The 24,777-nt window shown below is 75.1% G+C and carries 24 protein-coding genes, 1 tRNA gene and 2 pseudogenes; 9 read left to right on the top strand and 18 right to left on the bottom strand.

Features of this window, described 5'->3' with window-relative positions; all coding sequences use genetic code 11:
- Positions 1–18: 18 nt before the first annotated feature.
- Positions 19–378 (top strand): ester cyclase, encoded by a 360-nt coding sequence (locus tag D7294_RS19140; RefSeq protein ID WP_120681384.1) that lies wholly within the window; start codon positions 19–21, stop codon positions 376–378.
- A 67-nt stretch (positions 379–445) separates the two neighbouring features.
- On the opposite strand, the gene D7294_RS19135 is transcribed toward D7294_RS19140, so the two are convergent.
- The 3 genes from D7294_RS19135 to D7294_RS19125 all read right to left on the bottom strand — a co-directional run bounded on the left by D7294_RS19135 (position 446) and on the right by D7294_RS19125 (position 1,985).
- Positions 446–886 (bottom strand): arsenate reductase ArsC, encoded by a 441-nt coding sequence (locus tag D7294_RS19135; protein WP_120681382.1) that lies wholly within the window; start codon positions 884–886, stop codon positions 446–448.
- 82 nt (positions 887–968) lie between these two features.
- Positions 969–1,442 (bottom strand): GNAT family N-acetyltransferase, encoded by a 474-nt coding sequence (locus D7294_RS19130; protein WP_120681602.1) that lies wholly within the window; start codon positions 1,440–1,442, stop codon positions 969–971.
- 168 nt (positions 1,443–1,610) lie between these two features.
- On the bottom strand, positions 1,611–1,985 hold the full coding sequence (locus D7294_RS19125) for an ArsR/SmtB family transcription factor (RefSeq protein ID WP_120681380.1): 375 nt from the start codon (positions 1,983–1,985) through the stop codon (positions 1,611–1,613).
- 80 nt (positions 1,986–2,065) lie between these two features.
- On the opposite strand from D7294_RS19125, the gene D7294_RS19120 reads away from it, so the two are divergent.
- On the top strand, positions 2,066–3,538 hold the full coding sequence (locus tag D7294_RS19120) for an FAD-dependent oxidoreductase (RefSeq protein WP_120681600.1): 1,473 nt from the start codon (positions 2,066–2,068) through the stop codon (positions 3,536–3,538).
- Positions 3,539–3,706: 168 nt separating this feature from the next.
- A pseudogene (locus tag D7294_RS19115) lies at positions 3,707–4,198 on the top strand (GNAT family N-acetyltransferase); the annotation flags it as partial.
- A 109-nt stretch (positions 4,199–4,307) separates the two neighbouring features.
- On the opposite strand, the gene D7294_RS19110 reads toward D7294_RS19115, so the two are convergent.
- Both D7294_RS19110 and D7294_RS19105 read right to left on the bottom strand, forming a co-directional pair.
- Entirely contained in the window at positions 4,308–5,264 is a 957-nt protein-coding gene (locus D7294_RS19110; RefSeq protein ID WP_120681378.1) for a LysR family transcriptional regulator, read from the bottom strand.
- Between the two features lie 73 nt (positions 5,265–5,337).
- Positions 5,338–5,691 (bottom strand): winged helix-turn-helix transcriptional regulator, encoded by a 354-nt coding sequence (locus D7294_RS19105; protein WP_120681376.1) that lies wholly within the window; start codon positions 5,689–5,691, stop codon positions 5,338–5,340.
- An 80-nt stretch (positions 5,692–5,771) separates the two neighbouring features.
- Here D7294_RS19105 and D7294_RS33990 point away from each other — a divergent pair.
- The 3 genes and pseudogenes from D7294_RS33990 (at position 5,772) to D7294_RS19090 (ending at position 8,926) form a co-directional block, all read left to right on the top strand.
- Positions 5,772–6,742 (top strand): annotated as a pseudogene (locus D7294_RS33990) (ornithine cyclodeaminase family protein).
- A 305-nt stretch (positions 6,743–7,047) separates the two neighbouring features.
- Positions 7,048–7,905 carry a DMT family transporter gene (locus D7294_RS19095; RefSeq protein WP_241562476.1) on the top strand — a complete coding sequence of 286 codons (858 nt, stop codon included), beginning with the start codon at positions 7,048–7,050 and terminating at the stop codon, positions 7,903–7,905.
- Between the two features lie 79 nt (positions 7,906–7,984).
- On the top strand, positions 7,985–8,926 hold the full coding sequence (locus D7294_RS19090; RefSeq protein WP_120681374.1) for a LysR family transcriptional regulator: 942 nt from the start codon (positions 7,985–7,987) through the stop codon (positions 8,924–8,926).
- A 134-nt stretch (positions 8,927–9,060) separates the two neighbouring features.
- On the opposite strand, the gene D7294_RS19085 is transcribed toward D7294_RS19090, so the two are convergent.
- Positions 9,061–9,627, bottom strand: coding sequence for an EF-hand domain-containing protein (locus D7294_RS19085; RefSeq protein WP_120681373.1), 567 nt, complete (start codon positions 9,625–9,627; stop codon positions 9,061–9,063).
- A gap of 446 nt (positions 9,628–10,073) precedes the next feature.
- Between D7294_RS19085 and D7294_RS19080 the strand changes: the two genes are divergently transcribed.
- On the top strand, positions 10,074–11,300 hold the full coding sequence (locus tag D7294_RS19080; RefSeq protein ID WP_120681372.1) for a beta-ketoacyl-[acyl-carrier-protein] synthase family protein: 1,227 nt from the start codon (positions 10,074–10,076) through the stop codon (positions 11,298–11,300).
- 20 nt (positions 11,301–11,320) lie between these two features.
- Here the strand turns inward: D7294_RS19080 and D7294_RS19075 are convergent, their stop codons facing one another.
- From D7294_RS19075 to D7294_RS19060, 5 genes are all read right to left on the bottom strand, one after another.
- Positions 11,321–11,659, bottom strand: a complete 339-nt coding sequence (locus tag D7294_RS19075) for a hypothetical protein (RefSeq protein WP_194117756.1) — start codon at positions 11,657–11,659, stop codon at positions 11,321–11,323.
- Positions 11,656–11,820 carry a hypothetical protein gene (locus D7294_RS32000; protein WP_158674654.1) on the bottom strand — a complete coding sequence of 55 codons (165 nt, stop codon included), beginning with the start codon at positions 11,818–11,820 and terminating at the stop codon, positions 11,656–11,658. Before D7294_RS32000 ends, D7294_RS19075 begins: the two co-directional genes overlap by 4 nt.
- A 13-nt stretch (positions 11,821–11,833) precedes the next feature.
- Complete coding sequence (locus D7294_RS19070) at positions 11,834–12,370, bottom strand: PadR family transcriptional regulator (protein ID WP_206619527.1); 537 nt, start codon at positions 12,368–12,370, stop codon at positions 11,834–11,836.
- A gap of 603 nt (positions 12,371–12,973) precedes the next feature.
- Positions 12,974–13,047, bottom strand: a tRNA-Pro gene (locus D7294_RS19065).
- A 73-nt stretch (positions 13,048–13,120) separates the two neighbouring features.
- The gene (locus D7294_RS19060; protein ID WP_120681364.1) at positions 13,121–14,566 is read right to left on the bottom strand and encodes a lipase maturation factor family protein; all 1,446 of its coding nucleotides are present in this window, start codon (positions 14,564–14,566) and stop codon (positions 13,121–13,123) included.
- Between the two features lie 111 nt (positions 14,567–14,677).
- Between D7294_RS19060 and D7294_RS19055 the strand changes: the two genes are divergently transcribed.
- Positions 14,678–15,664: an acetylxylan esterase gene (locus D7294_RS19055; RefSeq protein WP_120681363.1), complete on the top strand. Its 987-nt coding sequence runs from the start codon at positions 14,678–14,680 to the stop codon at positions 15,662–15,664.
- Positions 15,665–15,919: 255 nt separating this feature from the next.
- The gene (locus D7294_RS19050) at positions 15,920–16,927 is read left to right on the top strand and encodes an MsnO8 family LLM class oxidoreductase (RefSeq protein ID WP_241562475.1); all 1,008 of its coding nucleotides are present in this window, start codon (positions 15,920–15,922) and stop codon (positions 16,925–16,927) included.
- 230 nt (positions 16,928–17,157) lie between these two features.
- Here the strand turns inward: D7294_RS19050 and D7294_RS33285 are convergent, their stop codons facing one another.
- From D7294_RS33285 to D7294_RS19010, 7 genes are all read right to left on the bottom strand, one after another.
- Positions 17,158–17,862 (bottom strand): class I SAM-dependent methyltransferase, encoded by a 705-nt coding sequence (locus D7294_RS33285; protein ID WP_241562499.1) that lies wholly within the window; start codon positions 17,860–17,862, stop codon positions 17,158–17,160.
- Positions 17,798–19,330 (bottom strand): MFS transporter, encoded by a 1,533-nt coding sequence (locus tag D7294_RS32500; protein WP_158674653.1) that lies wholly within the window; start codon positions 19,328–19,330, stop codon positions 17,798–17,800. The genes D7294_RS33285 and D7294_RS32500 overlap by 65 nt, the downstream gene beginning before the upstream one ends.
- 278 nt (positions 19,331–19,608) lie before the next feature.
- Positions 19,609–20,916 (bottom strand): carboxyl transferase domain-containing protein, encoded by a 1,308-nt coding sequence (locus D7294_RS19030; protein ID WP_120681596.1) that lies wholly within the window; start codon positions 20,914–20,916, stop codon positions 19,609–19,611.
- A gap of 11 nt (positions 20,917–20,927) precedes the next feature.
- Positions 20,928–22,379, bottom strand: coding sequence for an acyl-CoA synthetase (locus tag D7294_RS19025; protein WP_120681356.1), 1,452 nt, complete (start codon positions 22,377–22,379; stop codon positions 20,928–20,930).
- Positions 22,380–22,419: 40 nt separating this feature from the next.
- Positions 22,420–23,190, bottom strand: coding sequence for a bestrophin-like domain (locus D7294_RS19020; protein ID WP_120681354.1), 771 nt, complete (start codon positions 23,188–23,190; stop codon positions 22,420–22,422).
- A 10-nt stretch (positions 23,191–23,200) separates the two neighbouring features.
- A complete protein-coding gene (locus tag D7294_RS19015; protein WP_120681352.1) occupies positions 23,201–23,896 on the bottom strand; it encodes a hypothetical protein in 696 nt (231 codons plus the stop codon).
- Positions 23,897–24,003: 107 nt separating this feature from the next.
- The gene (locus D7294_RS19010; RefSeq protein WP_120681350.1) at positions 24,004–24,645 is read right to left on the bottom strand and encodes an N-acetylmuramoyl-L-alanine amidase; all 642 of its coding nucleotides are present in this window, start codon (positions 24,643–24,645) and stop codon (positions 24,004–24,006) included.
- Between the last annotated feature and the right edge of the window lie 132 nt (positions 24,646–24,777).

The raw sequence follows: 24,777 nt of genomic DNA, 5'->3' as shown, positions 1-24,777 counted from the left end.
CACGAGGAGAGCACGCCGATGACCACACGCGAGGAGGCCGGCGCCCTGGTGCGGCGGATGCTGGACTGCTTCAACTCCCGGCAGTTCGACCAGGCCGACGGGCTGTTCGCCCCCGCATACCTCACCCATCCCGGCGGCACCGTCGGCTTCGAGGCGGGCAAGGAGGCATGGCGCAGGCTGGTTGCGCGCCATCCCGGCATTCGGGTCGTCCCCCGGGAGATCCTGCTCGACGGCGACCGGGCCACCGTCCGCTCGACCGTCGAGGGCGTCGGAACCCCGCAGGGCGAGGCGCCGCCCGAGCTGATCGAGATCTTCCGCATCGAGGACGGCAGGTTCGCGGAATGGTGGGGGAGCACCTGGCACCCCCGCCTCGACTAGCCGGCGTTCCGGCCGGATCGTGGCCCCGGGGCCCGCGCGCCGGTGGCCGCCGCCCCGGGGGCGCGGATCAGGCCGGGGCGCCCGGCCCGGCGTCGATGACGGCGATCAGCGCCTCGATCCTGCGCCGGATCTCGTCCCGGATCGGGCGCACGGCCGCCAGCCCCCGGCCGGCGGGGTCGTCGAGCTGCCAGTCGAGGTACGTCCTGCCGGGGAAGACGGGGCAGGCGTCGCCGCAGCCCATGGTGACGACGTAGTCGGACGCCTGCACGGCCTCGCCGGTGAGCACCTTCGGCCGTGCGGCCGAGATGTCGATGCCCACTTCTCTCATCGCCTCGACGGCGGCGGGGTTGACCTGCGCGGCCGGCAGCGAGCCGGCGGAGCGGACCTCGATCCGGTCCCCGGCCAGGTGGGCGAGGAAACCGGCGGCCATCTGGGAGCGGCCGGCGTTGTGCACGCAGACGAACAGCACCGAGGCGATCGGCGCCGCGGGGGACGGTGCAGGGGGCATGGCTTGGCTCCTTCGGCCGGGGACCGGCGCCGGTTTCGTGGTCGCCCGTCGTCGTCACCGCTTCCGCGTGGCCCCCCCGGCGTCAGGCGACGGCGGGGCTGCGGCGTTCGATGAGGAGGACGTCGCGCCAGACGCCGTGGTGGCGGCCGACGCGTTCGCGGGTGCCGATCACGCGGAACCCGGCCCGCCGGTGGAGGGCGAGGCTCGCGGCGTTCTCGGGAAAGATCCCGGACTGGATGGTCCAGACGCCCGCCGCCTCGGTCGAGGCGATCAGGGCCCGGAGCAGGGCGCCGGCGATCCCCTGGCCGCGCGTGGCGGGGTGCACGTAGACGGAGTGCTCGACGACGCCCGCGTAGACGGCGCGGGCGGAGACCCGGCTCACCGCCACCCAGCCGCGCACCAGGCCGCGTTCGTCGAGCGCGACGAACCTGTGCTCGGGCAGCCTGGCGCCGTCGAATGCGGCCCAGTCGGGGGCGGCGGTCTCGAAGGTGGCGTTGCCCTCCTCGATGCCGGCCTGGTAGATGCCCAGGACCTCTTCGGCATGGGCCCGGGTCATCGGGACGACGACGGCCGTGGGGCCGGTGGGGCGGGACACGCTCGGGCCTCCTCGCAGCGGGGCGGAACTCCGGCCGGGTGCCGGGCGCCGGTGCCATGATGCACCCGCGGCACGACGGCGCCCCGGCGGGCCCCGGCCGGGCGGAACCGGCGCGGGGGCGGGGCGGCGTCAGGGACGGGAACGCAGGTCGAGCATCGCGGACATCGCGGCCACGACGGACGGGGCGACCCGGTAGTAGACCCAGGTGCCGCGGCGCTCGGCGGTCAGCAGCCCCGCCTCCCGCAGCCTCTTCAGATGATGGCTGACCGTGGGCTGGGAAACCCCGACGTCGGCGATGTCGCACACGCACGCCTCGCCCCCCGGATGCGAGGCGACCCTGGAGAACAGCCGCAGCCGGACCGGGTCGGACAGCGCCTTGAACATCGCCGCCATCCGGTCGGCGTCCTCGGGGGACAGCTCCCCGGCCGTCAGCGGCGGGCAGCACGGGACCGCGGCGCCGTCCGGTTCGAGCAGCGGGAGTTCCCGCACCGAAGGATTCGACATGTGTCTATATTGACGCACGTCGATCCAGCGGGCAAGCTCTGCTGTATCGACATGCGTCGATACAGAGCGCGTGAGGAGTGCTGAGCATGCCGGATTCCACCGATCTGCCCGTGGTCGTCATCGGCGCCGGCCCCGTAGGACTGGCCGCCGCCGCCCACCTGACCGAGCGCGGCATCAGGACGCTGGTCCTCGAACGCGGCGCCCGCGCCGGCGCGGCGGTGCGGGAATGGGGACACGTGCGGCTGTTCTCCACCTGGCGGGAGCTCATCGACCCGGCAGCGGAGAGGCTGCTGGCACCCACCGGCTGGGTCCGCCCCGAGGCCGGCCGGTACCCGACCGGCGCGGAGTGGGCCGCCGAGTACCTCCAGCCGCTGGCCGACGCCCTGGGCGAGCGGGTCCGCTACGGCGCCACGGTCACCGGCGTGGCCCGGGCCGGCCGCGACCGCGTGGTGGACTCCGGCCGCGCGCACCAGCCCTTCACGGTGCACCTGACCCTCGCCGAAGGCGACGAGGCGGAGATCCCTTCCGGCACTGCCTTGGGGGCACCTCCCAGCGTGAGCTTGGGGGCACCTCCCAGCGTTAGCTGGGGGAGGATCTCCGCGCGGGCCGTGATCGACGCCTCCGGCACCTACGGCACCCCCAACCCCCTGGGCGCGGACGGCTATCCGGCCGAAGGCGAGCAGGCCCTGGCCGCCCGGGGCCTGATCACCTACCGCGTCCCCGACTTCGGCGACCCGGCCGTACGCGCGCGCTTCGCCGGCCGCCGCACCGCCGTGGTGGGCACGGGCGCCTCCGCGTTCACCGCCCTGGCCGGCCTGGCTGCCCTGGCCAGGACCGAGGAAGGCGCCGGCACCCACGCGGTGTGGGTACTGCGCCGCGGCATCTCCGGCTCCACCTTCGGCGGCGGCAGCGCCGACCAGCTCCCCGCCCGCGGTGCCCTCGGGCTGGCCGCCAAGGCCGCCCTCGACGAAGGGCACGCCCACGCCCTCACCGGCTTCCGCACCGCGGCCGTCGCCCGCGAGGGCGACCGGCTGGTCCTCGCCGCCGACGACGGCCGCCGCACCGAACCCGTCGACCAGGTCATCGTGCTCACCGGACTGCGCCCTGACCTGTCCTTCCTGGCCGAGGTGCGCCTCGGCCTCGACGAGCGGCTGTCCGCCCCGGCCGCCCTGGCGCCGCTGATCGACCCGAACCGGCACTCCTGCGGCACCGTCCGCCCCCACGGCGCCGCCGAACTCTCCCACCCGGAAGAGGGCCTGTTCCTGGCCGGGATGAAGTCCTACGGCCGTGCCCCCACCTTCCTGGCCATGACCGGCTACGAGCAGGTCCGTTCCCTCGCCGCCGCCCTCGCGGGCGACACGGAAGCCGCCCGGCGCGTCGAACTCACCCTGCCGGAAACGGGGGTGTGCGGCGGCGCCGGGCTCTTCGACGAGGCCGCCGGGGACGCCGGGACGGCCGGCGGATGCTGCGCTCCCGGGCCACGGCTCATCCCGCTCGGCGTGGGTGCCCCCGACGTGGCCGCGGCCAGGCCCTCGGGCGGCTGCTGCGGCTGACAACGCCCGGCGCGCGCCGGGAACCGCGACCGGCCGCCCCTCCCGGCCGCGGCCCCGCCGCGCCCACGCCCCGCGCGCCGGGCGCTCACCGGCCCGGCGCGCGGGGGCCGCCCCGGGCGCCGCAAAAGCCGGGTGACTGCGGCGCGCCGCGTGCGTATGGTCGGGGCGGTGCCCGAGCTGAAGCAACTGCACCCCGACCACGCCCCGGCGGTCCTGGCCTTCGAGCGGGAGAACCGCGCCTATTTCGCCGCCTCGATCTCCGACCGCGGCGACGCCTTCTTCGACCAGTTCACCGACAGGTACCGCGCCCTGCTGGCCGAGCAGGAGGCCGGCACCTGCGCCTTCTACGTGCTCGTCGCCGGGGAAGGACCGGTTCTCGGCCGGTTCAACCTGTACGACATCGCGGACGGCACCGCCGTGCTCGGCTACCGGGTCGCGCGGCACGCCGCCGGGCGCGGCCTGGCGACGGCGGCCGTCCGCGAGCTGTGCCGACTCGCGGCGACGCGGCACGGGCTGCACACCCTGCGCGCGGCCACCGCCCTCGGCAATGCCGCCTCCCAAAGGGTGCTGGCCAAGGCCGGTTTCGCCCCGGTGGGCCCCGCCGACCCGGCCGACGTCGGCGGGGAGCCCGGCATCTGGCACCAGCGCGACCTCGTGCCCCCGCGAGAGGCCGCGATCCCGCCGGCGGCGGCCACCCCGCCGCCCGCGGCCGGAGAAGACCGGCCCCGCGGAACGACCCCCGGCCCCGCTCGCCGCCGGGGCAACCCGCTCACCCGAGAGGACCCGGCCTGAGACGCGCCAGATCCGCGTCCGGCAGCCAGTCGCGGCCCGGCCGGTAGTCGAGCCAGCGCCGGGCGCCCCCGGTCCTGGCGAAGCCGTCCAGCACGGCGTCGAGCAGCGGATGGCGTGGGGAGCTGCGCCAGATCACCGACCACGCGTACAGCGGAGTCGGGTCGACGAGCGGGATCGAGCGCAGGCTCGCGTGGCCGGGCAGCGGCGCGTCGGCGGGAAACAGCGTGAAGCACGCCGGGTCGGCCTGCACGTGGCGCACGAGGTGCTCCAGGCCCAGATTGGGGCCGTCCTGCCACCGCGCGACGCCGAACGCGTCGGCGAACTGCCGGAGAAAGTCCAGGCGATCCAGCTCGGCCGGGCAGCACAGCGTGCTGTCGCGCAGCTCGGCCGGCCGGAGCGCGGCCGAGCCGGCCAGCGGGTGGTACGGGCCGACCAGCGCATCCACCGGTTCCAGCCGCACCACCCGCTCCGCGAGCCCGGCGGTGCTTTTGGTCGGCAGCGGGTGGGCCCGGCCGAATCCCAGGTCGGTGTCCCCGCGCGAGAGCGCCTGCGCCACGGACGGCCAGTCGCGCCCGGGCCCCGGCTCCACCTGCACGTCCAGCGCCTGCGCCACCTCCGCGACGGTGCGCAGGGGAGCGTACAGGTGGCCCCAGACGTCGATCCGGACGGCCGGCGTGTCCCCCCGCGCCGCGGCGACCGCCCGCTCACCGGCGGAGAGCGCCTCGCGGGCGGCCGGGAGGAAGCGCTCGCCCGCCGGAGTCAGCCGCGTCCCGGCCGTACGCTCGAACAGCCGGACGTCAAGCAGCGATTCCAGCCGCGCGATCCGCTTGGACAGCGCCTGCTGGCTGGTGCCCATCCGGCTCGCGGCCCGGCCGAAGTGCAGCGTTTCTGCGGTCACGACGAAACCGCGGACCAGATTCAAGTCCAAGTCCATGCCGCCGACCCTAGGAGACGAGGCCGCGCAGCGCGTCGGTCGGCCTCGTCGCCGGCCCCCCGGAGCCCACCCCTCAACTCCGGGCGGAGGGCTCCTCCTCGGCCAGGGCGGCGGCCCACTCGTCCGACCACCGCACGAGCGGGCGGAGCGCCTGGTACACGCCGCGCCCCCACTCGGTGAGGTGGTAGGCCGTATCGGGCCGCTGCGCGACGATGCGGGCCTCGAGCAGTTCACTGAGCCGCTGCCGCAGGACGCTGGACGACATGCCGTCACAGCGCTGCCGAAGCGCCCGGAAACCGAGCGCACCCTCTCTCAGCTCCCAGACGATCCGCAGATTCCACCGGCGTCCGAACAGGTCGAGCGCGGCCGTCAAGGGGCGACCGGTGTGGGAACCGCGCACCGGGCTCCCCGGCCTCGGGGCCGTCATGCGCCACCTCCCACTCGGTCGCCGCGCTTCGGTTTCCGGTACAGTGCCGCCCCGTCGGCGGTGCGAAGGAAGCGTGAGCGGTGACACTCCTGCTCTCCAGGTCGGACCTGGAGTCCGTGCTCGACCCCGCCGCCTGCCTGGCCGCCCTTCGGCACGGCTTCACGGCGGATGCGGCCGGGGCCGCCGCCCGCCGTATCGTGATGCCGCTGCCCGACGGCGGCGCGCCGGAAGAGAGCGGCTCCGCAACGGTGTTGCTGCCCGGCCTCGTCCCGGGCATCCCCGCCTACACGGTGAAGGTGAACGCCAAGTTCCCGCGCTCGCGCCCCGCGCTGCGCGGCGTCGTCTGCCTGCACGCCCTCGGGTCCGGGGAACTGCTCGCGCTGCTCGACTCGGCAACCGTGACCGCGTGGCGCACCGGCCTCGCCGCCGCCCTCGGCACGCACCTCCTCGCCCGCCCCGGCGCGGGCACCGTGGCGGTGATCGGGCGGGGGCGCAGGCGGAACTCGTCCTGCGCGGCCTGTCCGAACTGCGGCCGCTGACCGGCCTGACGGTCCACGACACGGCCCCGGGCCGCGCCGCCGACTTCGCGCGCCGGCACGGCGACAGGCTCGGCGTCGACGCCGCCCTCGCCCCACACGCCGGGGCGGCCGCCGCCGGGGCGGACATCGTCATCACCGCGACCTGGGCGCGGCAGCCCCTGCTGGACGCGGCCGACGTGCCCCCGGGCAGCCAGGTGACCTCGCTCGGCGCCGACGAGCCAGGGAAGGCCGAACTGGGCGCCGAACTGTTGCGGCGCGCCCGCCTCGTCGTCGACGACGTGCCGCTCGCCACCGAGATGGGCGTCCTGGCCCAGGCCGGCCGTGAGGTGCGGGACGCGGCCGCCACGCTCCGCGAGGTGCTGCGTGGCGAGGCCCCGGGCCGGGGCGGCGACGCCGAGGTCACCGTCTACGCGCCGGTCGGCCTGCCCTGGCAGGACCTCGCCGTCGGCTGGGCCGCCTACCGCGCCGCCCGCCACGCCGGGCGGGGCCGCGAGGCCGACCTGCTGCGCTGACCCGGCCACGCTCTCCCGCGCCGCCCCACCCACGCGCGCCCGCGTGATGGTGCGACACCAAAACGAAAGCGAACGATCCACACACGATCGTCTGCGAACTCACCGGCGGCCCGGGGAGTTCGCATGCATAAGTGAAACTGAAGCTTCCGGCGACAAAAAGTAAATGGACCTTCTCTCCGGGTCGGGAGACGCTGACGGCATGGCTTCGCGCGCCGTCTCCCCGCAGGTTCTCTCCCTGGGGGGCACCGTCCTGTTGTGGGCCTCGGCCTTCCCCGCCATCCGGAGCGGCATCGACGGCCTGGGGGGTGGCGGCGCTGTCCTTCCTGCGGATGTCCACCGCGGCCGTCGCGCTGATGCTGGTGGCGCCCTTTGCCGCGGTGCGTCCGCCCCGGCGCCGTGACCTGCCGATGATCACCCTGTGCGGGGCCACCGGCATCACCGCCTACCAGGTGCTGCTCAACTGGGGCGAGCTGCGGGTGGCGGCCGGGACCGCAAGCCTGCTGATCGCGGTCGCCCCCGTCTTCAGCGTGCTGCTGGGAAGCCTGTTCCTCGGCGAGCGGCTCACCGGCACCATCCTCCTCGGCAGCGCCATCGCGCTGGCCGGCGCGGCCGTCGTCGGCCTGACCGGGGGCACCGGCGGCTTCACCGCCTCCGCCCTCGTCGTCCTGGCCGCCGCCGTCGTCCAGGGAACGTACCACTGCGCGACCAAGCCCCTGCTCCGCCGCTACACCGGCCTTGAGGTCGCGACCTACGCGATGGTCGCGGGGGCCGTCCTCGCCCTGCCCCTGCTCCCCTCCGCATGGCCGGCCGCCCTCCGCGCACCGGCAGGCGCGTGGGCATCCGCGCTCTACCTGGGCCTGTTGCCGTCCGCGCTCGGCTTCGTCATCTGGGCCTACGCCGTCGCCCGCCTGCCGCTCGCGGCCTCCACGGCGGCCCTGTACCTGGTGCCGCCGGTGGCGCTGGCCGTCTCCTTCGTCTGGCTGGGCGAGGCGCCCCACCCCCTCGAACTGCTCGGCGGGGCGGTCAGCGTGGCGGGGGTGATCCTCCTCAACAGGCGCGCGCACCGGCCCGCTCCCTCCGCCGCGAACGGCAACGCGCCCGAGGAGGCCACCGGCCTGGCAAACGGTCACCCGGCGCCGATGTGGCAAGGACCCCGCCGGTGAGGGCCCCGCCGGTGAGGGCGTACGCCGCACCGCGGGAGATTCCCGCCCCGATTCGACACCCCCGAGTGAGGAGCAGTCCGTGCTCGACGTACGCCGCCTGCGGATACTCCAGCACCTGGCCGCCTACGGCACCATCGCGGCCACCGCGGAGGCCCTGCATCTGACTCCGCCGGCCGTCTCCCAGCACCTCACGGCCCTGCGGAAGGAGGCGGGCACGCCCGTGGTGGAGAGGCGGGGCCGCACCCTGCGGCTGACCCCGGCCGGGGAACTGCTCGTGGCCCATGCCGAGATCATCCTGGCGGAACTCACGGCCGCCGAGTCCGCCCTGGCCGCCCTGCACGCCGGGCGGCGCGGCATCGTGCGCATCGCCGCCTTTCCCTCCGCCGCACGCGCCCTGGTCGCGCCCCTGTGGCAACGCCTGCTCGATCCGGAGGCGGGCCCGGCCCCCTCGCTGCGGCTCTCCGTCCGGGAGCCCGACGAAGCCCTCGACGAGCTGCGCAAGCGCGCCGCCGACCTCGCCCTGGTGCACAGCTACACCGTGCTGCCACGCGACTTCCCCGCCGCCTGCGAACACACCCTCCTCATGGAAGAGCCGGTGCTGCTCGCCCTGCACCCCCGCCAGGCAGCCGCCTTGGACCTGGCCGCCGGGCGGCCCGCCGACCTCTCCCGCCTGTCGGACCTGCCCTGGCTGACGCCGGGGCCGGAGACCTCCTGCTACGAGATGATCCAGCGGGCCTGCGGGGCCGCCGGCTTCGTGCCGGACGTCCGGGCCCACAGCAGCGACTTCTCCGTGCTGACCACTCTGGTCGCGGCGGGAGCGGGCGCCGCCCTGGTTCCCCGGATGGCCCTGCCGGAGAACACCGCGGACCTCAGCCTCCACCCCCTGGCCCGCCCGATCTCCCGGACCGTCTTCACCGTCAGCCGTGCCGGAACCGGCAAGCGGCCCGATCTGCGGCACGTACTGGACCTGCTCCACGCCCCGGGCGGCCTCCCCGGCACCGGCACGCCCCCCATCCGCTGATCGCCCGGGCCGCCGCCGACCGCCCGGCTCGGCCCGGCCGTGGCGACCGGCGGGCGGCCGAGGCGTCCCGGGGGACGGAGCTCAGGCCCGCCCCCCCGGCGGCCGCGGGCCCGGGGCACGCCCGCGGCATCCCCTCAGCGCCGGGCCGCCGGGGAGCCGAAGTACCAGTTGCCCGGGGCGTTCGGGTCGGGGCTGGTGAAGTACTCGACGACGGCGTCCCGCAACTCGGCGCGGGTGAGGCGGCCGTCGCCGTCGCGGTCGAGGTGGCCGAAGGCCTCGTGCACCTCCTCGGGCGAAAGGCCAGGCGCCTGGCCGCGAATGAACGCCGTGTACTCCGCGAGGTCCACCTCCCCGTCGCCGTCGCGGTCGGCGAGGTCCGCGATCCGCTCGGCGAGCCCGCCGAGCACGGCGTCCGCCCGTTCCGCGTCGCCGGCCAGCGACGACGTGGAGGCGATGAACTCCTCGCGGCTGATCCTGCCGTCCCCGTCGGCGTCCATCGGCAGGTGCAGGTCGCGCCAAATCCCCAGGTAGGCGTCGATGACCGCCTGCTCCTCGGGGGAGCCGGGTCCGTAGCCGAGTCCCTGGGCAACGCCCCGGCCCATCAGCACGTGATCGGCCTCGGTCAGCACTCCGTTCCCGTCCCGGTCGAGATAGTCGAAACCGACGCCGATTTTCGCGCTGATGAACTCCTGGTCGGTCATTCGTGTCCCTTTCTCTCGGCAAAGGGGAAGCGAACGACGCCCTCGTGGCCGCGTCCCCACCCGGCTCCCAGGCTAGGAGGGAGCGCGCCGACGGCGGCGGAAAGGAAAAAACTGATCACATCGCTTTGCATGCCCCGCATATGTGTCCACTCGCGATCGACATACGCCCTTACCCGACCGTGCCGCCACCCGCCACCGGCCACCGGCCACCGGGCGCCCGCCACCCGGGCGCCGAGCACCTGCCGCCTGACGTCGCCGACAACCGCGACGGTTGGCCGCTCGCCACACGCAGCCCGTGCAAACCCAACAAAACACCGCCCGCACACTCCGTCGACCACGGCACCTGACGAGGCGCAAACAGCCTGGCAGAGTGGCAGATGCCGTGATCAGCCGCTCGCCTGACGTACACGCGGCAGGTGTGCCTACTCCACAAAGAGGGCCGTTCGATGAGTACGGACATGACGAAGGTCGTGGTGACGGGTCTTGGCGCCACGACGCCTCTCGGCGGGGACGTTGCCACGACCTGGGCCGGATCGCTGGCCGGAGAATCGGGGATCAGCACGATCGAGGAGGAGTGGGCAGCCCGCCTGCCGGTGCGGATCGCGGGCCGGCTGCGGGTCGAGCCGAGCGCGGTGATCGACCGCGTGCAGGCCCGCCGCCTGGACCGGTGTGAGCAGATCGCGCTCATCGCGGCCCGCGAGGCGTGGGCCGATGCGGGGCAACCTGACATCGCGCCGGAACGCCTGGCCGTGGTCGTCGGCACCGGCACCGGCGGCGCGCTGAGCATGCTCGGGCAGGACGACATCCTCGAATCCTCCGGCGCGCGCCGGGTCTCGCCCCACACCGTGCCCATGCTGATGCCGAACGGACCCGCGGCCTGGGTCAGCATCGAGCTCGGCGCTCGCGCGGGGGCCCACACCCCCGTCAGCGCCTGCGCCTCCGGTGCCGAGGCGATTGCCATGGGCCTGGACCTGATCCGCCTCGGACGCGCGGACATGGTCGTCGCGGGCGGCGCCGAGGCATGCATCCATCCTCTGCCACTGGCCGGGTTCGCCCAGGCGAAGGCACACTCCACGCGCAACGACGCACCGCAGGAGGCATCCAGGCCGTTCGACACCGACCGGGACGGATTCGTCATCGGCGAAGGGGCGGCCCTGGTGGTGCTGGAACGCGCCGACCTCGCCGCCGCCCGGGCAGCCCGCGTGCATGCGGTACTGGCGGGGGCGGGCGTCACCTCCGACGCGCACCACATCACCGCCGCTCACCAGGAGGGACAGATTCGCGCGATGCGTTGTGCCCTGGCCTCGGCCGGGCTCGCCCCCCGCGACGTCCAGCACGTGCACGCCCACGCGACCTCCACCCGCAAGGGCGACCTCACCGAGGCCGAGTCGATCGTCGCGGCCATCGGCGTGCACCCGGCCGTCACCGCGACCAAGTCGATGACGGGACACCTCTTCGGCGCGGCCGGCGCCCTCGGCGCCCTCGCCGCGATCCTCGCCCTGCGCGAGGGGGTCGTCCCCGCCACCAGGAACCTCGAGCACCTCGACCCGCAGGTGAAGCTCGACGTCGTCGCCGGCCGGCCGCGACGAGGCGCATTCACCACGGCGCTGACCAACTCCTTCGGCTTCGGCGGGCACAACGCCTCGCTCGTCTTCACCACCGAACCCGCCTGAGGGCCCAAGGCGAACGAAGGTCAGCGGCCGGGTGGTTCCTGCGGGCCGGCGATCCCCTTCAGCAGCTCGGCGAACCGTGCGCGCGTCGCGTCCGCGTAGCCGACGAAGAAGCGGTTGGCGAGCGGCACGGCCCAACGCCCCCGGGCCGCGACGTTGTAGACCCGATGCGTCACCCGCGTGCCCTCGCCGTCCGGTTCCACCTCGTACTCGCCGCGGTACCACCAGCCGCCCTGGAGCACCAGGTTGCCGTCGTCCGCCGACTCGGTGTAAAGGCCGGACACCAGAGCCACCAGCCTGCGCCGCGCCTCGGCCGGGGGCAGGGGCACCCAGCCGGCCGTTTCGACCAGCAGCCTCTTCACGGCCGCCTTCCCCGGGGCGAGGCGACGGGGGTGGGCCGGCCGAACACGGTGACGTCCCCGGCGCCTTCGGCGAACAGGGCCGCGCGGGCGGCGGCGTCTCCGGCGTTCCACGCGGTGAGGAGCGCGTCGAGCGGCTCGTCCACCGAGGAGGTTTCCGTCACGTCCTTCTCCAGTTCAGTCGTCTTCCCGCGCCAGGCCGGACCAGCCCAGCTCGCCCGCGCGCAGGTCGGCGAGCACCCCGTGCAGCCACGCCAGTTCGGCGGCATGCAGGGCCCGCGCGTACTCGGTTTCCAGCAGCAGCACGCGCGGCAGATCCAGCCCGGCCAGACTCGCCTCGGCGGCCGCAACCTTTCCCTCCAGCTCCGCGGCACGAGTCAGAAGACAGCGCTCGGCCTCGCCTTCCTCAAGCGCCCCGATCAGCGACAGCGCGGCATACATCACCGTGGTGTCGCGGTCGGGCCGCTCCAGCATGCGCCGCAGTCGGTGCGTCAGCTCCTGGCGCCCCTCGGCGGTGATGCCGTACACCGTGCGCTCGGGCGCCCGGCCCTCCCGATTGGTCTCCACCGGCGCGATCAGCCCCTCCCGCGCCAGCCGGCCGACCGCGTGGTACAGGCTGCGCGGCAGTCCGGACACGAAATCCTTGTGCGTGTCGATGAGGAATCTGTGCAGTTCGTAGGGATGCCGCGCCCGCTGCGCCAGCAGAGCCAGCACCGTCGTCCCCGTCACATCCCACCGGGCCATCCGTGCACCCCCTCCCTTATGGCGTTATGCACTATAGCAAGTTGCCATAGCGATGACCAAGCAGGGCGCCGTCGGCCGGACGCCGGTCCCCGGGGCGGCCCTGCTGGATGCCGCGTGCAACGCCGGGATGCCGGCGGCGCGTTGAGCCAGGGCACCGTTCGCCGCCCCGGGCCGAACCAGTCGGCATCCGGCAGGGCCGCCCCGGGGGATCGGCCCCGTGGCAGGTCACCGAAGCCTCGGCGGGGGGCGCGGCGCCGCACGGGGCGGAAGCGGTGGTGGAGTCTGCGATTCCCGCGGGGAAAACGCGCGTGCAGCGGCACGGGGCCGCCGAGTCCGGCCGGGGTGATGAAGTCGCTCGGGACGCCACCGGACGGGTCGAGCTTCAGAGAAAGCCCGCCTGGCGAGGCACCCGCGGTCGCCTGTCCCGACGCTCGACACGCTGCTCCGGAGGCGGGCGGAGGCCGGGGAGTAGCCAACCAAGATCCACTCCCCGTTCCACTCCCCAGAGCCCTCAGAACGCGGAAGAGGCCCCTCTCCGCGAAGGAGAGGGGCCTCTGGCCTGTTGCTATACCGTCGGGACGGCGGGATTTGAACCCACGACCCCTTGACCCCCAGTCAAGTGCGCTACCAAACTGCGCCACGTCCCGGTGCCCGGTGTGTGATCTGGGGTTTCCCCCGCACCGCGCGGTAGAACCATACCGCATTCGCGAGGGTGCTCGCTCAGGCCGGGGGAGTGGGCCCGAGGGAGCGGGGCGGGAGGTAGTCGGCGACCGGGTCGCGGTGCCACCAGGCGCCGGTGGTGTGACGCTCGTGCCGGGTGGTGAAGCGGTAGCGGTACACGCGGGCGCGAATCCAGGCGGGCGGGGCGTCCGGGAAGGGATTCGCGCGCAGCAGGCGCAGGACGCGCCGGTCGCCGGTCAGCAGGCGGTCCACCAGGGGCGGCACCCAGCTGCGGGGACTGCGCGGCATCAGGGCGGCGAACCACATCAGCCAGTCGAGCCTGAGGTGGAAGGGCGCGAACTGGCGGGGCAGCCGCCGCACGTCCCCCGGCTTGCCGTGGAACTCGTACTCGCGCCACTCGGCCCCGCCGTTCGGCTCCGGGGCGCTGGTGCCCTCCAGGACGATCTCGTGCCGCTCGCGCGTGACGCTGCCGAAGGCGCCGTAGCTGTTGACCAGGTGCAGGGGGTTGTAGATGCGGTTCATCTGCTGCCGGGAGGAGAGCAGGTTGCGCACCGGCCGGTGGCTGAGGACCGCCACCAGCGCGGTGGCGGCGAGGACCAGGGCGGTGAACCAGGCCGGGGCGTTCGGCCGGCCGTCCGGCGGGGAGGGGAGCGGCGGCACGAGGCGGGCGAGGAGCGCGCCGTCGACCGCGGCGAAGGCCAGGAGCATCGTCAGCCAGTTCAGCCAGGCGAAGTTCCCCGAGGCCACCAGCCACAGCTGGGTGACGATGACGACCGCCGCCGCCCAGGTGGCGAGCGGCCGGGGGAGGAAGAGGCCGAAGGGGACGATCAGCTGGGCGACGTGGTTGGCCGCGGCCTCCACGCGGTGCAGCGGCCGGGGGAGCCGGTGGAAGAACCAGCTCAGCGGGCCGGGCATCGGCTGGGTCTCGTGGTGGTAGTTGAGGCAGGTCAGCTTCCGCCAGCACGGGTCGCCGCGCCACTTGATCAGTCCGGCGCCCAGCTCCACGCGGAAGACCAGCCACACGAACAGGTAGAGGGTGAAGGTCGGCGGCGCGATGTCGTCGTTGCCGAGGAAGATCGCGAGGAAGCCGGCCTCCAGCAGCAGGGATTCCCAGCCGAAGGCGTACCAGACCTGCCCGATGTTCACGATCGAGAGGTAGAGCAGCCAGGGCACCGCCCACAGCGGCAGCGTGGCCCACAGGGGGACGAGGTCGCCGAGACCGGCCGCCAGGGCGGCGGAGAGCACCGCGCCCAGCCAGGCCACGGCGTCGAACAGGCGGTCGGAGTAGTGGAGCCGGAAGAGGCTGGGCGCCCGCCGCGACGGCACCCGGCGCAGGAAGGCGGGCGCGGGCGTCAGGCCGTGCTCCCCCGCGAGCACCCGGAACTCCCGGACCGCGGAGAGGAAGGCGAGCAGGTACACGAGGGCCAGGCCGCGCTGCAGCACCAGGCGGCTCAGCCAGGCGTCGGGCGTGCCGATCCAGTCCATGGACCATGCGTACCACCACCCCGGCCGTTCGATCCCCATCGGCGAGGCGTTGACCAGGGACGCCGCAAGGACGTAGCTTCTCCGCGATCACTACGAAGAGAGGCAGATCGCATGGCCCTGACCGATATGCCGCTGGACGAGCTGCGGGAATACCGGCCCGTGGTTCCCGAGCCGGAGGACCTGGACGGCTTCTGGTCCGAGACCTTGGCCGCGGCGCGAGCCGCCTCGACGGGGCCGGCGCAGTACACGCGCGTCGAGGACTCCCCGCTGCGATCCGTCGAGGTCTACGACGCCAGGTTCCCCGGCTGGGGCGGGCAGCCGATCGCCGCCTGGCTGCTGCTGCCCAAGGGGGCCACCGAGCCGCTGCCCGTCGTGGTGACGTACATCGGTTACTCGGGCGGGCGCGGCCTGCCGCACGAGCACCTGCTGTGGAACGCGGCGGGGTACGCGCAGTTCGTCGTCGACACCCGCGGGCAGGGCCACGACACCCCCGACCCGGACCCGGTCCCCTCCTCGCAGTGGGTGGGCGGCTTCATGACCCGGGGCATCGACGACCCGGCGCACTACTACTACCGGCGGCTGATGACCGACTGCGTGCGGGCGGTCGACGTCATACGCGAGCACCCGGCGATAGCCGCGGACCGGGTCGTCATCGCCGGCGGCAGCCAGGGCGGCGGCCTCACGCTCTCCACCGCGGGCCTGGCTGGCGACGCGGTGGCCGCCGCGCTGATCGACGTGCCCTTCCTGTGCCACTACCGGCGCGCCGCCGACGTGGCCACGGCCGGCCCGTACGAGGAGATCGTCCGCTACCTCGGCATGCACACCAGGGACGACCCCGAGCGGGCCTTCAGGACGCTGAACTACTTCGACGGCCAGCACTTCGCCCGGCGCGCCGCCGCGCCCGCCCTCTTCAGCGTCGGGCTGATGGACCCCGTCTGCCCGCCCTCCACGGTCTACGCCGCCTACAACAAGTACGCGGGCGAGAAGGACATCGCCGTGTGGAGCTTCGGCGACCACAGCGGCGGCCGCGCCTCCCAGCAGCAGGAGCAGCTGCGGTGGCTGGCCGCCCGCGGCCTGGGCGGCGCCCGCCTGCACTGAGGCCCGTCGCACGGCACCGCGCCCCGGCGCCCTCCGGCCGGGGCAACGCGGGCCGGAGCCGGAGGGGTGCCCGCGTGGTGCGAAGCCGCCGGTTCCGGCGGAACGGCCCGGGGCGGCCGCCCGTCTGGCTGCCTCTCTCGCGGGGCGGCCCACGCGTGCGGCCGGGCCCGGCGCGCGGCCCGGCCCCCGCCCCGGCCGTCCGGGCGGCGCGGGCGCGGAGGGGAATCCCCGGGCGCCGTGGCTGTTGGAACGGGTGTGGACACGAGGGCACGCCTGAGATCGGTGCGCTGGTCGGTTCTGGACCGGGCGCTCACGCGCGCCGGCCTGGAGCCGGCCGAGACGCTGCGCGAGACGGTGCGCTTCGCCGGGCAGGTGGAGGCGCTTGGCTATCACAGGTTCTGGGTCGCCGAGCACCACGGCGTGCCCGGGGTGGCGGGCTCGGCGCCGACCGTGCTGGCCGCCGCCGTCGCCGCGGCGACCTCCCGCATCCGGGTCGGCACGGGCGGGGTGATGCTGCCCAACCACCGGCCGCTGGTCGTCGCCGAGCAATTCGGCGTCCTCGCATCGCTCTTCCCCGGCCGCATCGACATGGGGCTGGGGCGCTCGGTGGGCTTCACCGGCGCGGTGCGGCGCGCGCTCGGCGCGGAGAAGGAGGCAGCGGAACGCTTCGGGGAGCAGCTGACGGAACTCCTCGGCTACTTCGAGGGCGCGCACGGGGTGCGGGCGCTGCCCGCCGAGGGGCTGCGCGTTCCGGCCTTCGTGCTCGCGGTGGGCGCGGGCGCCGACCTCGCCGCCGCGCACGGCCTGCCGCTGGTCATGGCGCACCTGAGCGACGAGGACCGCATGCTGAACGCGATCGAGAGTTATCGTGCCGCCTTCCGCCCGGGACCGCAGCAGCGGCGACCGTATCTGATCGTTGCGGTCAATGCGGCGGTGGCGGCGACCCACGAGGAGGCCCGGCTGCTCCAGGTCTCCGAGGCCTGGGCGACCGCCTTCTCCCGCACCCGCGGCATCTTCCCGCCCCTGGAGGCGCCGGCCGAGGTGCTGGCGCGGGAGATGACCGACCGCGAGCGCGCCTACTTCGAGCAGGCCGCGTCGGGCCAACTGCACGGCGACGAAACGGAGATGGCCCAGGCGCTCGCCCGGCTGGCCGAACGGACCGGCGCCGACGAGTTCCTGCTGACGCTCAACTCCCACGACCCCGCAGGACGCCTGGACTCCTACCGGCGCCTGGCCCGCCTGGCCGGGCTCGCCGCCGGCTGAGGCGCCCGGCCGGCCCGGAAGCGGGCCGGCCGCGGACCCGGCGGTGCGGTGGCGCGTGCACCGCCGGCGGCGGCCGGCCCCTTCGGCGTCACCCGGCTACTCGTCCCAGTCGGGGGTCGCCTCGTCCCAGTCCGGAGTCCTCACGCGCGCTCACCTCCTCCCCACTCGCTTCCCACCTGCGCCCCCGCATCCCGCGGGGGCCGTCTCCTCCGCCCCTGACCGCCGGGCGCTCACCCGGCTTCCGGGGCCGTCTTGTGGGCCACCACGATCGACTTCCGGTGCAGCTCCTGGTCCGCCTCGGGCAGCAGCTCGCCCTTGTAGAGCCCGTAGGCCGCGTCGAGGGCGAAGCCCGCCGCGGACAGCAGCGCCTCGACCCGCCCGGGCCCGACGTGGTGGTGCGTCACCGTCTCCTGCTGCCGCCGCCAGCGGCCGTCCGCCTCGGCCAGGAAGGTGTCGATGGTCAGGTCGGTGGTGTGGGGGCCGGTGCCGGCGGGGGCGCCCCGCCACAGGATGACGGCGTCCTCGGCCTCGTCGATGACGCTCCAGGTGGCCAGCCGGTCGTTGAAGCCGGCCGTGGGCAGGTCGAAGACGAACAGACCCCCAGGCACCAGCGCGCGGGCGGCCCCGCGGAAGGCCGCCGCCAGCTCCTCCTCGCCGGCGAGATGGGTGAACGGCTCGCCCATGGTCGTCACCACGTCGAAGGGCCCCAGATCGGGCAGGGCACGGACGTCGCCGCGGACGAACCGCACCTCGCCCGCCCCCTCCTTCGCCCGGGCGGCGGCCAGCATCTCGGGCGACAGGTCCACCCCCGTCACCCCGAAACCCCGCCGCGACAGCCCCAGCGCCGACTTGCCGGTGCCGCACCCCAGGTCAAGGAGCCTGGTCCCGGGCGCCCCGTGCCGGGCGATCAGGTCGGCGTACAAACCGACCCACACCTCGTACCGCTGCGCCCTGGTGATGGTGTCGTACGCGCTGCCGAGGCCGCGGTAGAACGGCTCGGCCGGCTGGTTCCTGCGGTTCTCCTGCATCGAGCGGGCCTCCTGTTTCGTGAACGGGTGTGCCTGCCGCGGCGGCAGCGGCCGGGCCCGGGGCGCCGCCCCGCGCGGGGCCGCCGGCCCGCAGCGACCGGATCGAGGGGCTGAGCAGGGCGGTGACCGCGGACAGCGCGACCAGCAGGCCCGCGGCCACCTGGGTCCGCCGCGCCCCGGCGGCCGCCGCGACCGGTCCGGCGAGGGCCAGGCCCACCGGGCCGAGGGCGAAGGAGCCGATCAACTCGTAGGAGGTGACACGGGAGATGACGCCGAGCGGCACGTGCGTCTGCACGGACGTCTCCCACAGCACCTCGTACACCTGCTGGGCGCAGCCGGCGAGCAGCATCGCGGCGCAGACGGACCACAGCGGCGCCTCGCCGCCCAGGCACAGGAACGGCGGGACGAAGCACAGGGTGAGGGCCGTGGCGGTGCGCATCGGCCGGCGCGGGCGCACCCCCAGCGCGGCCAGGCCGCCGAGGCCCGTGCCCACGGCGAGCGAGGTCACCGCGAGCGACCAGGTCAGCGCCGCGTCCGCGCCCCACCGCCGCTGGAAGGAGGCGGGGCCGAGGACGTTCACCGCCGGGTTGAAACACAGGTTGATCAGCGCGTACTGCGCCACCGCCACCCACAGCCACTGCCGGGCCCCGAACTCCCGCCGGGCCAGGCGCAGCTCGCCGATCAGCCGGCCGCCGCGCCCGCCGGCCACGCCCGCACCGGGCCCGGCACCCGCACCGGACTCGGCGCCCGCCCGCGGCGGGGCGGCCGGGCGCGGCGGGGCGGCGGCGCGCGGCCCGGGCCCCCGCCCCACGCCGCACAGGGCCAGCGCGGACGCCGCGAACGTCAGCGCGTCGAAGGCCAGGACCGGCCCGGGCCCCAAGAGACCGACGCCCGCCCCGCCCGCGGAGGCGCCGAGCACGGCGCAGGCGTTCTGCGCGATCCGCAGGGCGGAGTTCGCGCCGTGCAGCCGCTCGGGAGGCAGCAGCTCGGCGACCAGGCCGCGGGCGGCGGGCAGGAACAGGCCCCCGGCGGCGCCCCCCGCGAAGGCCGCCGCGGCCAGGCACGCCGTCGGGGCGCCGCCGACGACCAGCGCCGCGGTGACCGCCTGGGCGGAGAAGGCGCACAGGTCGGAGAGGACCATCGTGCCGCGCCGCGACCAGCGGTCCGCCAGCACGCCGCCGGCCAGTACGAATCCGACCCGGCCCACGGCGTACGAGGCCATGACGCACCCCAGGTCACCCGGCCCGCTCCCGGGCCGGCCGAGCACCGCGAAGGCCAGCGCGACGGGGGCCGCGGAACTCCCCAGCAGCGAGGCGGTGCGCGCCACGAACAGCAGCCGGAAGGGCCGCTCCGCCCACAGGGACACGGCGCTCACCAGGCGCGCGCGGGGAGCGCCCCCGGCGCGCCGCCGCCCGGGAACTCCGCGGGCCGCGCGTGCGGCACCGCAGACCGCCGCCTGCCGCCTTGACCCAGAAGTGTTCCCACGCCGAGCCTCCCAGGGAGCCGGGGACGTCACCGCCCTTCGCCCAGGACACGAGGCCGCCCGCGCGCGGGTTCAGCGGCCCGGCCGAATCCGGCCGCGGTGGCCCGAACGCGCCCGGTGCCGGCGGAAAACGGCCGGCGCGCGCCCCGGCGGGGGAGTGCTCCGGCCTTCTAGCGCGGGCCCACGATGCCGCGGGCTATGCCCAGCTCCACCAAGTCCTGCGGCCGCACCCGCAGTTGCTCGACCGTGGCCGGCACCTCCTCGGGGCCCCGCTTGAGCAGCGCGGCGGCCCGCTCGGGCACCAGCACGGCGTAGTAGCTGTCCGGGGTGACCCAGGTGTGCCCGGCCGAGGTGAGGGCGACCGCCCCGCCGGAACCGCCCTCCCCGATGAGCAGCGTCGTCACCGGTATCCGCGAGGCGGACACCGCGGTGATCGCCTCCGCGATGGCGGCACCCACGCCGTCCCGCTCGGCCGCCTCGTCGTTGGCGGCGCCCGGGGTGTCCACCAGGGTGAGCACCGGAATCGACAGCCGGTCGGCCAGCCGGAGCAGCCGCGTCGCCGCCCGGAACCCGGCGGGGCGCGTGGCCGTTCCGCACTGCGCGACGTAGCCGACCGTGCGGCCCTGGTGCCGCCCGAAGCCGCACAGCAGGCCGGGATCGACGCTGGCCAGCGGCCGGCGCCGGGTGAAGAACGCCCGCAGGTACCTGTCGGCGCGGGGCCGGTCCGCCGCCCTGGCCCGCTCGACCGCCTGCCAGCCCGTCTCCGGCAGCGGCATCGCCCGCAGCGCCCGCGGCGGGGCGACAGGGCCCCTGGCCGGCGTGGTCAGCAACGCCAGCCAGTCCGCCACCGTCTCGCCCAGCTCCTCGGGCGGCACCAGCGCGTCGACCTGCCCGATCGCCAGCTGCCCCTCTGCCGTGTAGGCCGACGGGTCCGCGCCCTGCGGCCTGACCCGGGAGCCGGCGAAGCCGACCTGCACGCCGGGGAAGGCCAGCCTGACGTCGGCCCCCGCGCCGAGCGTGGCCCAGCCGCCGCCGGTCACCGGGCCCGCGAGGACGGCCACGTGCGCCAGCCCCGCCTCGCGCAGCCGCACCATCTGGCGGGCGACGCGCTGGAGCTGGGCCAGCGCCGACATGCCCTCCTGCATCCGGCTGCCGCCGCTCGCCAGGAGCGAGACCACGGGCAGCGACAGGTCCCGGGCCGTGATGAGCGCGTTCTCCACCCGCTGCCCGGCGCCCTCGCCTATCGAGCCGCCGAGGAAGCCGAACTCGAAGGCGATCACCACCGCTTCCGTGTCGCCGGCCCGGCCCACCCCGCAGACGACCGACTCGGACTCGCCGGTGCGCTTCCTGGCGCGGGCGCGCGCCTCGTCGTACCCGTCCCAGTCGATGGGCCCACGCGCGCCGTGGACGGACTCCCGCTGCGGAAGCTCGGTGAACCGGCCGGAGACCACGGTGGCGATGAGCTCCCTGGCCGTCATGGCCGGGTCCTTCACCTCAGCTCCCGTTTGAGGATCTTGCCCATGTCGTTGCGCGGCAGGGCGGCGAGGAAACGGACCTCGCGCGGCCGCTTGTGCGGGGTGAGCTGACGGGCCACGTGCTCGGTCAGCTCCTCGGCCGTCGGCGGCCGCCCGGCGTCCCTGGGCACGATCCAGGCGATGATGCGCTCGCCCAGGTCGGCGTCGGGCGCGGCCGTGACCGCCGCCTCGGCGACCGAGGGGTGATCGAGGAGGGCGTTCTCGATCTCGCCGGCGCCGATCTTGTAACCGCCGCTCTTGATCAGGTCGGTGGACCTGCGGCCCACGATCCTGTAGTGGCCGGCCGCGTCCCTGGTGGCCATGTCGCCGGTGCGGAACCAGTCGCCGTCGAAGGCGCCGGCGGTGGCGTCCGGGCGGTTGAGGTACTCGGTGAACATGTGCGGCCCGCGCACCTGGATCTCGCCGACGGTCTCGCCGTCGCTCGCCTCGATGACGCCGCCGTCCTCCTCGACCAGGCGTACCTCGACGCCGGGCAGGGGCACCCCGACCGTGCCGACCGCGGGCGGCCCGTCGGCCCGCACCGCCGTGTTCATCAGCGTCTCGGTCATGCCGTACCGCTCGACGACGCGGCGGCCCGTGGCCGCCTCGATGCGCTGGTGGTCGGGCAGCGGCAACGGCGCGGAGCCGGACACGAGCAGCCTGGCCCCGGCCAGCGCGGCGGCCAGCCCCCGGTCCTCGCCGACGGCCTCGGCGAGCCGGTGGTACATGGTCGGCACGCCGAACAGCAGGGTGCCGTCCTCCGCCAGCGCCCCGGCCACCGCCTCCGGCGAGAAGCGGCCGAGGTGCCGGACCGTGCCCCCGCGGCGCAGCGGCCCGAGCACGCCGAGGACCAGCCCGTGCACATGGAACAGGGGCAGGGCGTGCACCACGACGTCGTCCCCGGTCCACTGCCACGCCTCGGCCAGCGCGTCCAGCGTCCCGGCGATCGCGCGGCGCGGGAGCACCACGCCCTTGGGCGGGCCGGTGGTGCCCGAGGTGTAGACGATCAGCGCCGGGTTGCCCCACGGGACGTCCTCGGCCGGCGCCTCCTGTCCGGGCGCGGCGCTCTCCTCTAGGCCCGTTCCGACATCGAGCCGGGGCAGTCCGGCCAGGCCGCCCGGCAACGCGGCGCCGGGGGCGGCCAGCACGAGGGCGGGCTTGCTGTCGCCGAGAACGTGCGCCAGCTCCCGCTCGCCGATCTTCGGGTTGAGCGGCACCGCAGGAACCCCGGCCGCCAGGGCCGCCACGGTGGCGACCGCGGTGTGGAGGGTGGGCGTGGCCCACACGGCGACGCGCTCGTGCCCCACCAGCCGCGGCGCGAGGGCCCCGGCCGCGGCACGCAGCCGCGCGTAGCTGACTATCTGGTCGCCGAAGCGCAGCGCGGGCTTGGAGGAAGCGCTGGCCAGGGCCGGAAACAGTGCACTCATCTGCTTCATGCTAGAGCCTGCCGCCAAAGCCACGCTTGGCTCATCCGGTGGGATCGGCCGGGGGGAAGTACGAGGTGAACACCTCGTCGGCGCCGGACAGGCCCCGGGCGTAGGGGGCGTCGAAGTGCCAGACGAGGAACAGCAGGAAGGCGATCAGAGCGCTGAAGAGCCCGGCGAGGATCAGCTCCCGTGCGGAGCGCTGGATCTGCAGGAAGAAGACCATGCCGACCACGACGGCGGCCCCCGTGATCAGCCCCAGCCACACCAGTCCCGGCAGCGTGCTGCCGGCGCTGTCCCCGCGGCCGGCGCGCGCCTCGTCGACGAGCGCCGCCTGGTCGATCAGGCCCTGGTACGACTCCACTTCGCGCACGGTCTGCGGCTCCCTGGCGGTCACGGCCGCGCGCAGGTCGGCCAGCAACTCGTCGCCGCGGTCGGTCAGTTCGCCCTCGTCGACCATCCGGGGCCACTCCTCGTCGACCACGTAGCCGACGTAGTCGCGGATGCGCCCGCGTATGTCGTCGCGGACCTCGGCGGGGAACACCGCGGCGCGCTGGTCCATTTCGTGCAGGGCCTGTGCCTCCCGGTGCACGAAGCCGTCGGCCTCGCCCCGCGCCTCCCAGACGCCGGCGATGGCCAGGCCGAGGACGATGGCGTACACCACCCCCAGCATCATCGTCATGTACTCGATGACGTCCGGGGTTTCTGAGGGGTCGTCGGCCCCGCCCCGGCGCCGTTGCCGCAGCAGGGCTATGAGGAGCACGAACCCGCAGGTGGCTGCGGTGAGGAGGGACAGGCCCAGCCATTCGGACACCACGGAGCTCCTAGGAAGCGCGGGAACGGGAACGTGCGCCGGCGCGCGAGCGGGGGCGCAGCGCGGCCGCGGCGAGCACGGCGGGGGCGGTGATGAGCAGGGTCCTGGTGACGAGGGAGGCACCCGCGGGCGGCGGCTGGTGGGGGGAGGGCGCGCGCAGTCCCGCGGCCAGGTCGAGTCCGGGCGTCTCCGGCGGCCGGGGCGGCGGGGCCTCGGGGGCGGGCGCCTCCGGCGGCGGGGGCGGCTCGGAGGCGGCGGGAGCCGGCGCCGGGGCGCCGGCCGAGGAGGAGGGCGGCGCCTGCGGGACGGAGGGGGCCGGCGCGGGGGAGGGGGTGGGCCGCGGCGAGGGCGGCGCCGGGGTGGGACTCGGGGGGGGAGTGGGCGTGGGGCTCGTGGGACTCGGGGTGGGGGTGGGAGTCGGCGTGGGGGAGGGGCTCGGCTCCTCGCAGGGCGGCAGGGTGGGGAAGGGCAGGTGACCGGCCGGCGGGCACAGCGGCGGGCACGGGGGGAGGGTCAGCGTGACGCCCACGTGCCCCGCTTCCACCCCGAGACGCAGCAGCGGCAGGTCGCACCCGCCCGTCCCGGGCGACGCGCCGGGGCGGGCGTCGGCGGCCGCCGCGCCGGGGGCGGCGACCGCCAGCAACGCGACGCCGGCGGCCCAGGCGCCCGCCCGGCGCGCGCGTTGCCCCGTCTGCCTCCTGTTCACGTGGCGATCCTGCGCGCCGGGCGCGCAGGACATGAGGCGGTGAACGCCAATTCGCCTGATCTGATGAACATCGCGTCAGGGAGGATTGAGATCCGGATTCCGGGTAATCAGGCCGCTTTCACCAGGCCGAGGTAGCGGTCCCAGTCCCACAGCGGCCCCGGGTCGGTGTGCGTGGCGCCCGGCACCTCGCTGTGGCCGATGATGTGGGTGCGGTTCTTCGGGATGCCGTACGCGTCGCACACGTAGGCCGTCAGCCGGGCCGACTTCTCGTACATGGCGTCGGTGAACCACTCGGGCTCGTCCACCCAGCCCTCGTGCTCGATGCCGATGCTGCGGGTGTTGTAGCTCCAGTTGCCCGCGTGCCAGGCGACGTTCCGCTCCTCCACGCACTGCGCGACGCGCCCGTCCGCCGAGCCGACGACGTAGTGCGAGGAGACCGCGGCCGAGGGGTCCTGGAAGATCGCCAGGGTGTCCGCGAAGGTCTCCTGCGTGACGTGGATGACCACGTACTCGATCGGGTACTGCGAGGGCCGGTTGGCCACGGTGAAGTTGGAGAAGCTCGCCGGCGTCCACTCCGCGAGCGGGTAGTCCAGGGGGCGCACGCCGCCTGCGCGGCGCCCCGGGGTGGTGGGTTCCGCCGCGGCCCTGGCGGCGGAGGCGCTGGCGGTGGCCGCGACGGCGGCGAACGCGGCGCTGCCGCGCAGCAGGGCGCGGCGGGTCGGCAGCTGACGGGCGTGGGGGTCTGCCATGGGTTCTCCGTAAGTTGTTGGGCGGCCCGGGAGGGCCGGATGTGGCTTATGGGTCCTTGCCTTCAGTGGCTGACTAGGAGTGGCCGTCCGGCTCTCCGGGGCGCCCTGGCTGCTGATTGAGATGTGCGCGCT

The organism is Streptomyces hoynatensis, assembly GCF_003626535.1.
Classification (GTDB): Bacteria; Actinomycetota; Actinomycetes; order Streptomycetales; family Streptomycetaceae; genus Streptomyces; species Streptomyces hoynatensis.
This window is presented reverse-complemented; position numbering and strand designations above follow the sequence as displayed.

Coding starts and splice junctions, on each gene's coding strand:
- D7294_RS19130 (WP_120681602.1), bottom strand. CDS start 1,442: ATGACCCGGGCCCATGCCGAAGAGGTCCTGGGCATCTACCAGGCCGGC.
- D7294_RS19105 (WP_120681376.1), bottom strand. CDS start 5,691: ATGACGGCCCCGAGGCCGGGGAGCCCGGTGCGCGGTTCCCACACCGGT.
- D7294_RS19085 (WP_120681373.1), bottom strand. CDS start 9,627: ATGACCGACCAGGAGTTCATCAGCGCGAAAATCGGCGTCGGTTTCGAC.
- D7294_RS19060 (WP_120681364.1), bottom strand. CDS start 14,566: ATGGACTGGATCGGCACGCCCGACGCCTGGCTGAGCCGCCTGGTGCTG.
- D7294_RS19055 (WP_120681363.1), top strand. CDS start 14,678: ATGGCCCTGACCGATATGCCGCTGGACGAGCTGCGGGAATACCGGCCC.
- D7294_RS19030 (WP_120681596.1), bottom strand. CDS start 20,916: ATGACGGCCAGGGAGCTCATCGCCACCGTGGTCTCCGGCCGGTTCACC.
- D7294_RS19140 (WP_120681384.1), top strand. CDS start 19: ATGACCACACGCGAGGAGGCCGGCGCCCTGGTGCGGCGGATGCTGGAC.
- D7294_RS19125 (WP_120681380.1), bottom strand. CDS start 1,985: ATGTCGAATCCTTCGGTGCGGGAACTCCCGCTGCTCGAACCGGACGGC.
- D7294_RS19025 (WP_120681356.1), bottom strand. CDS start 22,379: ATGAGTGCACTGTTTCCGGCCCTGGCCAGCGCTTCCTCCAAGCCCGCG.
- D7294_RS19135 (WP_120681382.1), bottom strand. CDS start 886: ATGCCCCCTGCACCGTCCCCCGCGGCGCCGATCGCCTCGGTGCTGTTC.
- D7294_RS19010 (WP_120681350.1), bottom strand. CDS start 24,645: ATGGCAGACCCCCACGCCCGTCAGCTGCCGACCCGCCGCGCCCTGCTG.
- D7294_RS19080 (WP_120681372.1), top strand. CDS start 10,074: ATGAGTACGGACATGACGAAGGTCGTGGTGACGGGTCTTGGCGCCACG.
- D7294_RS19110 (WP_120681378.1), bottom strand. CDS start 5,264: ATGGACTTGGACTTGAATCTGGTCCGCGGTTTCGTCGTGACCGCAGAA.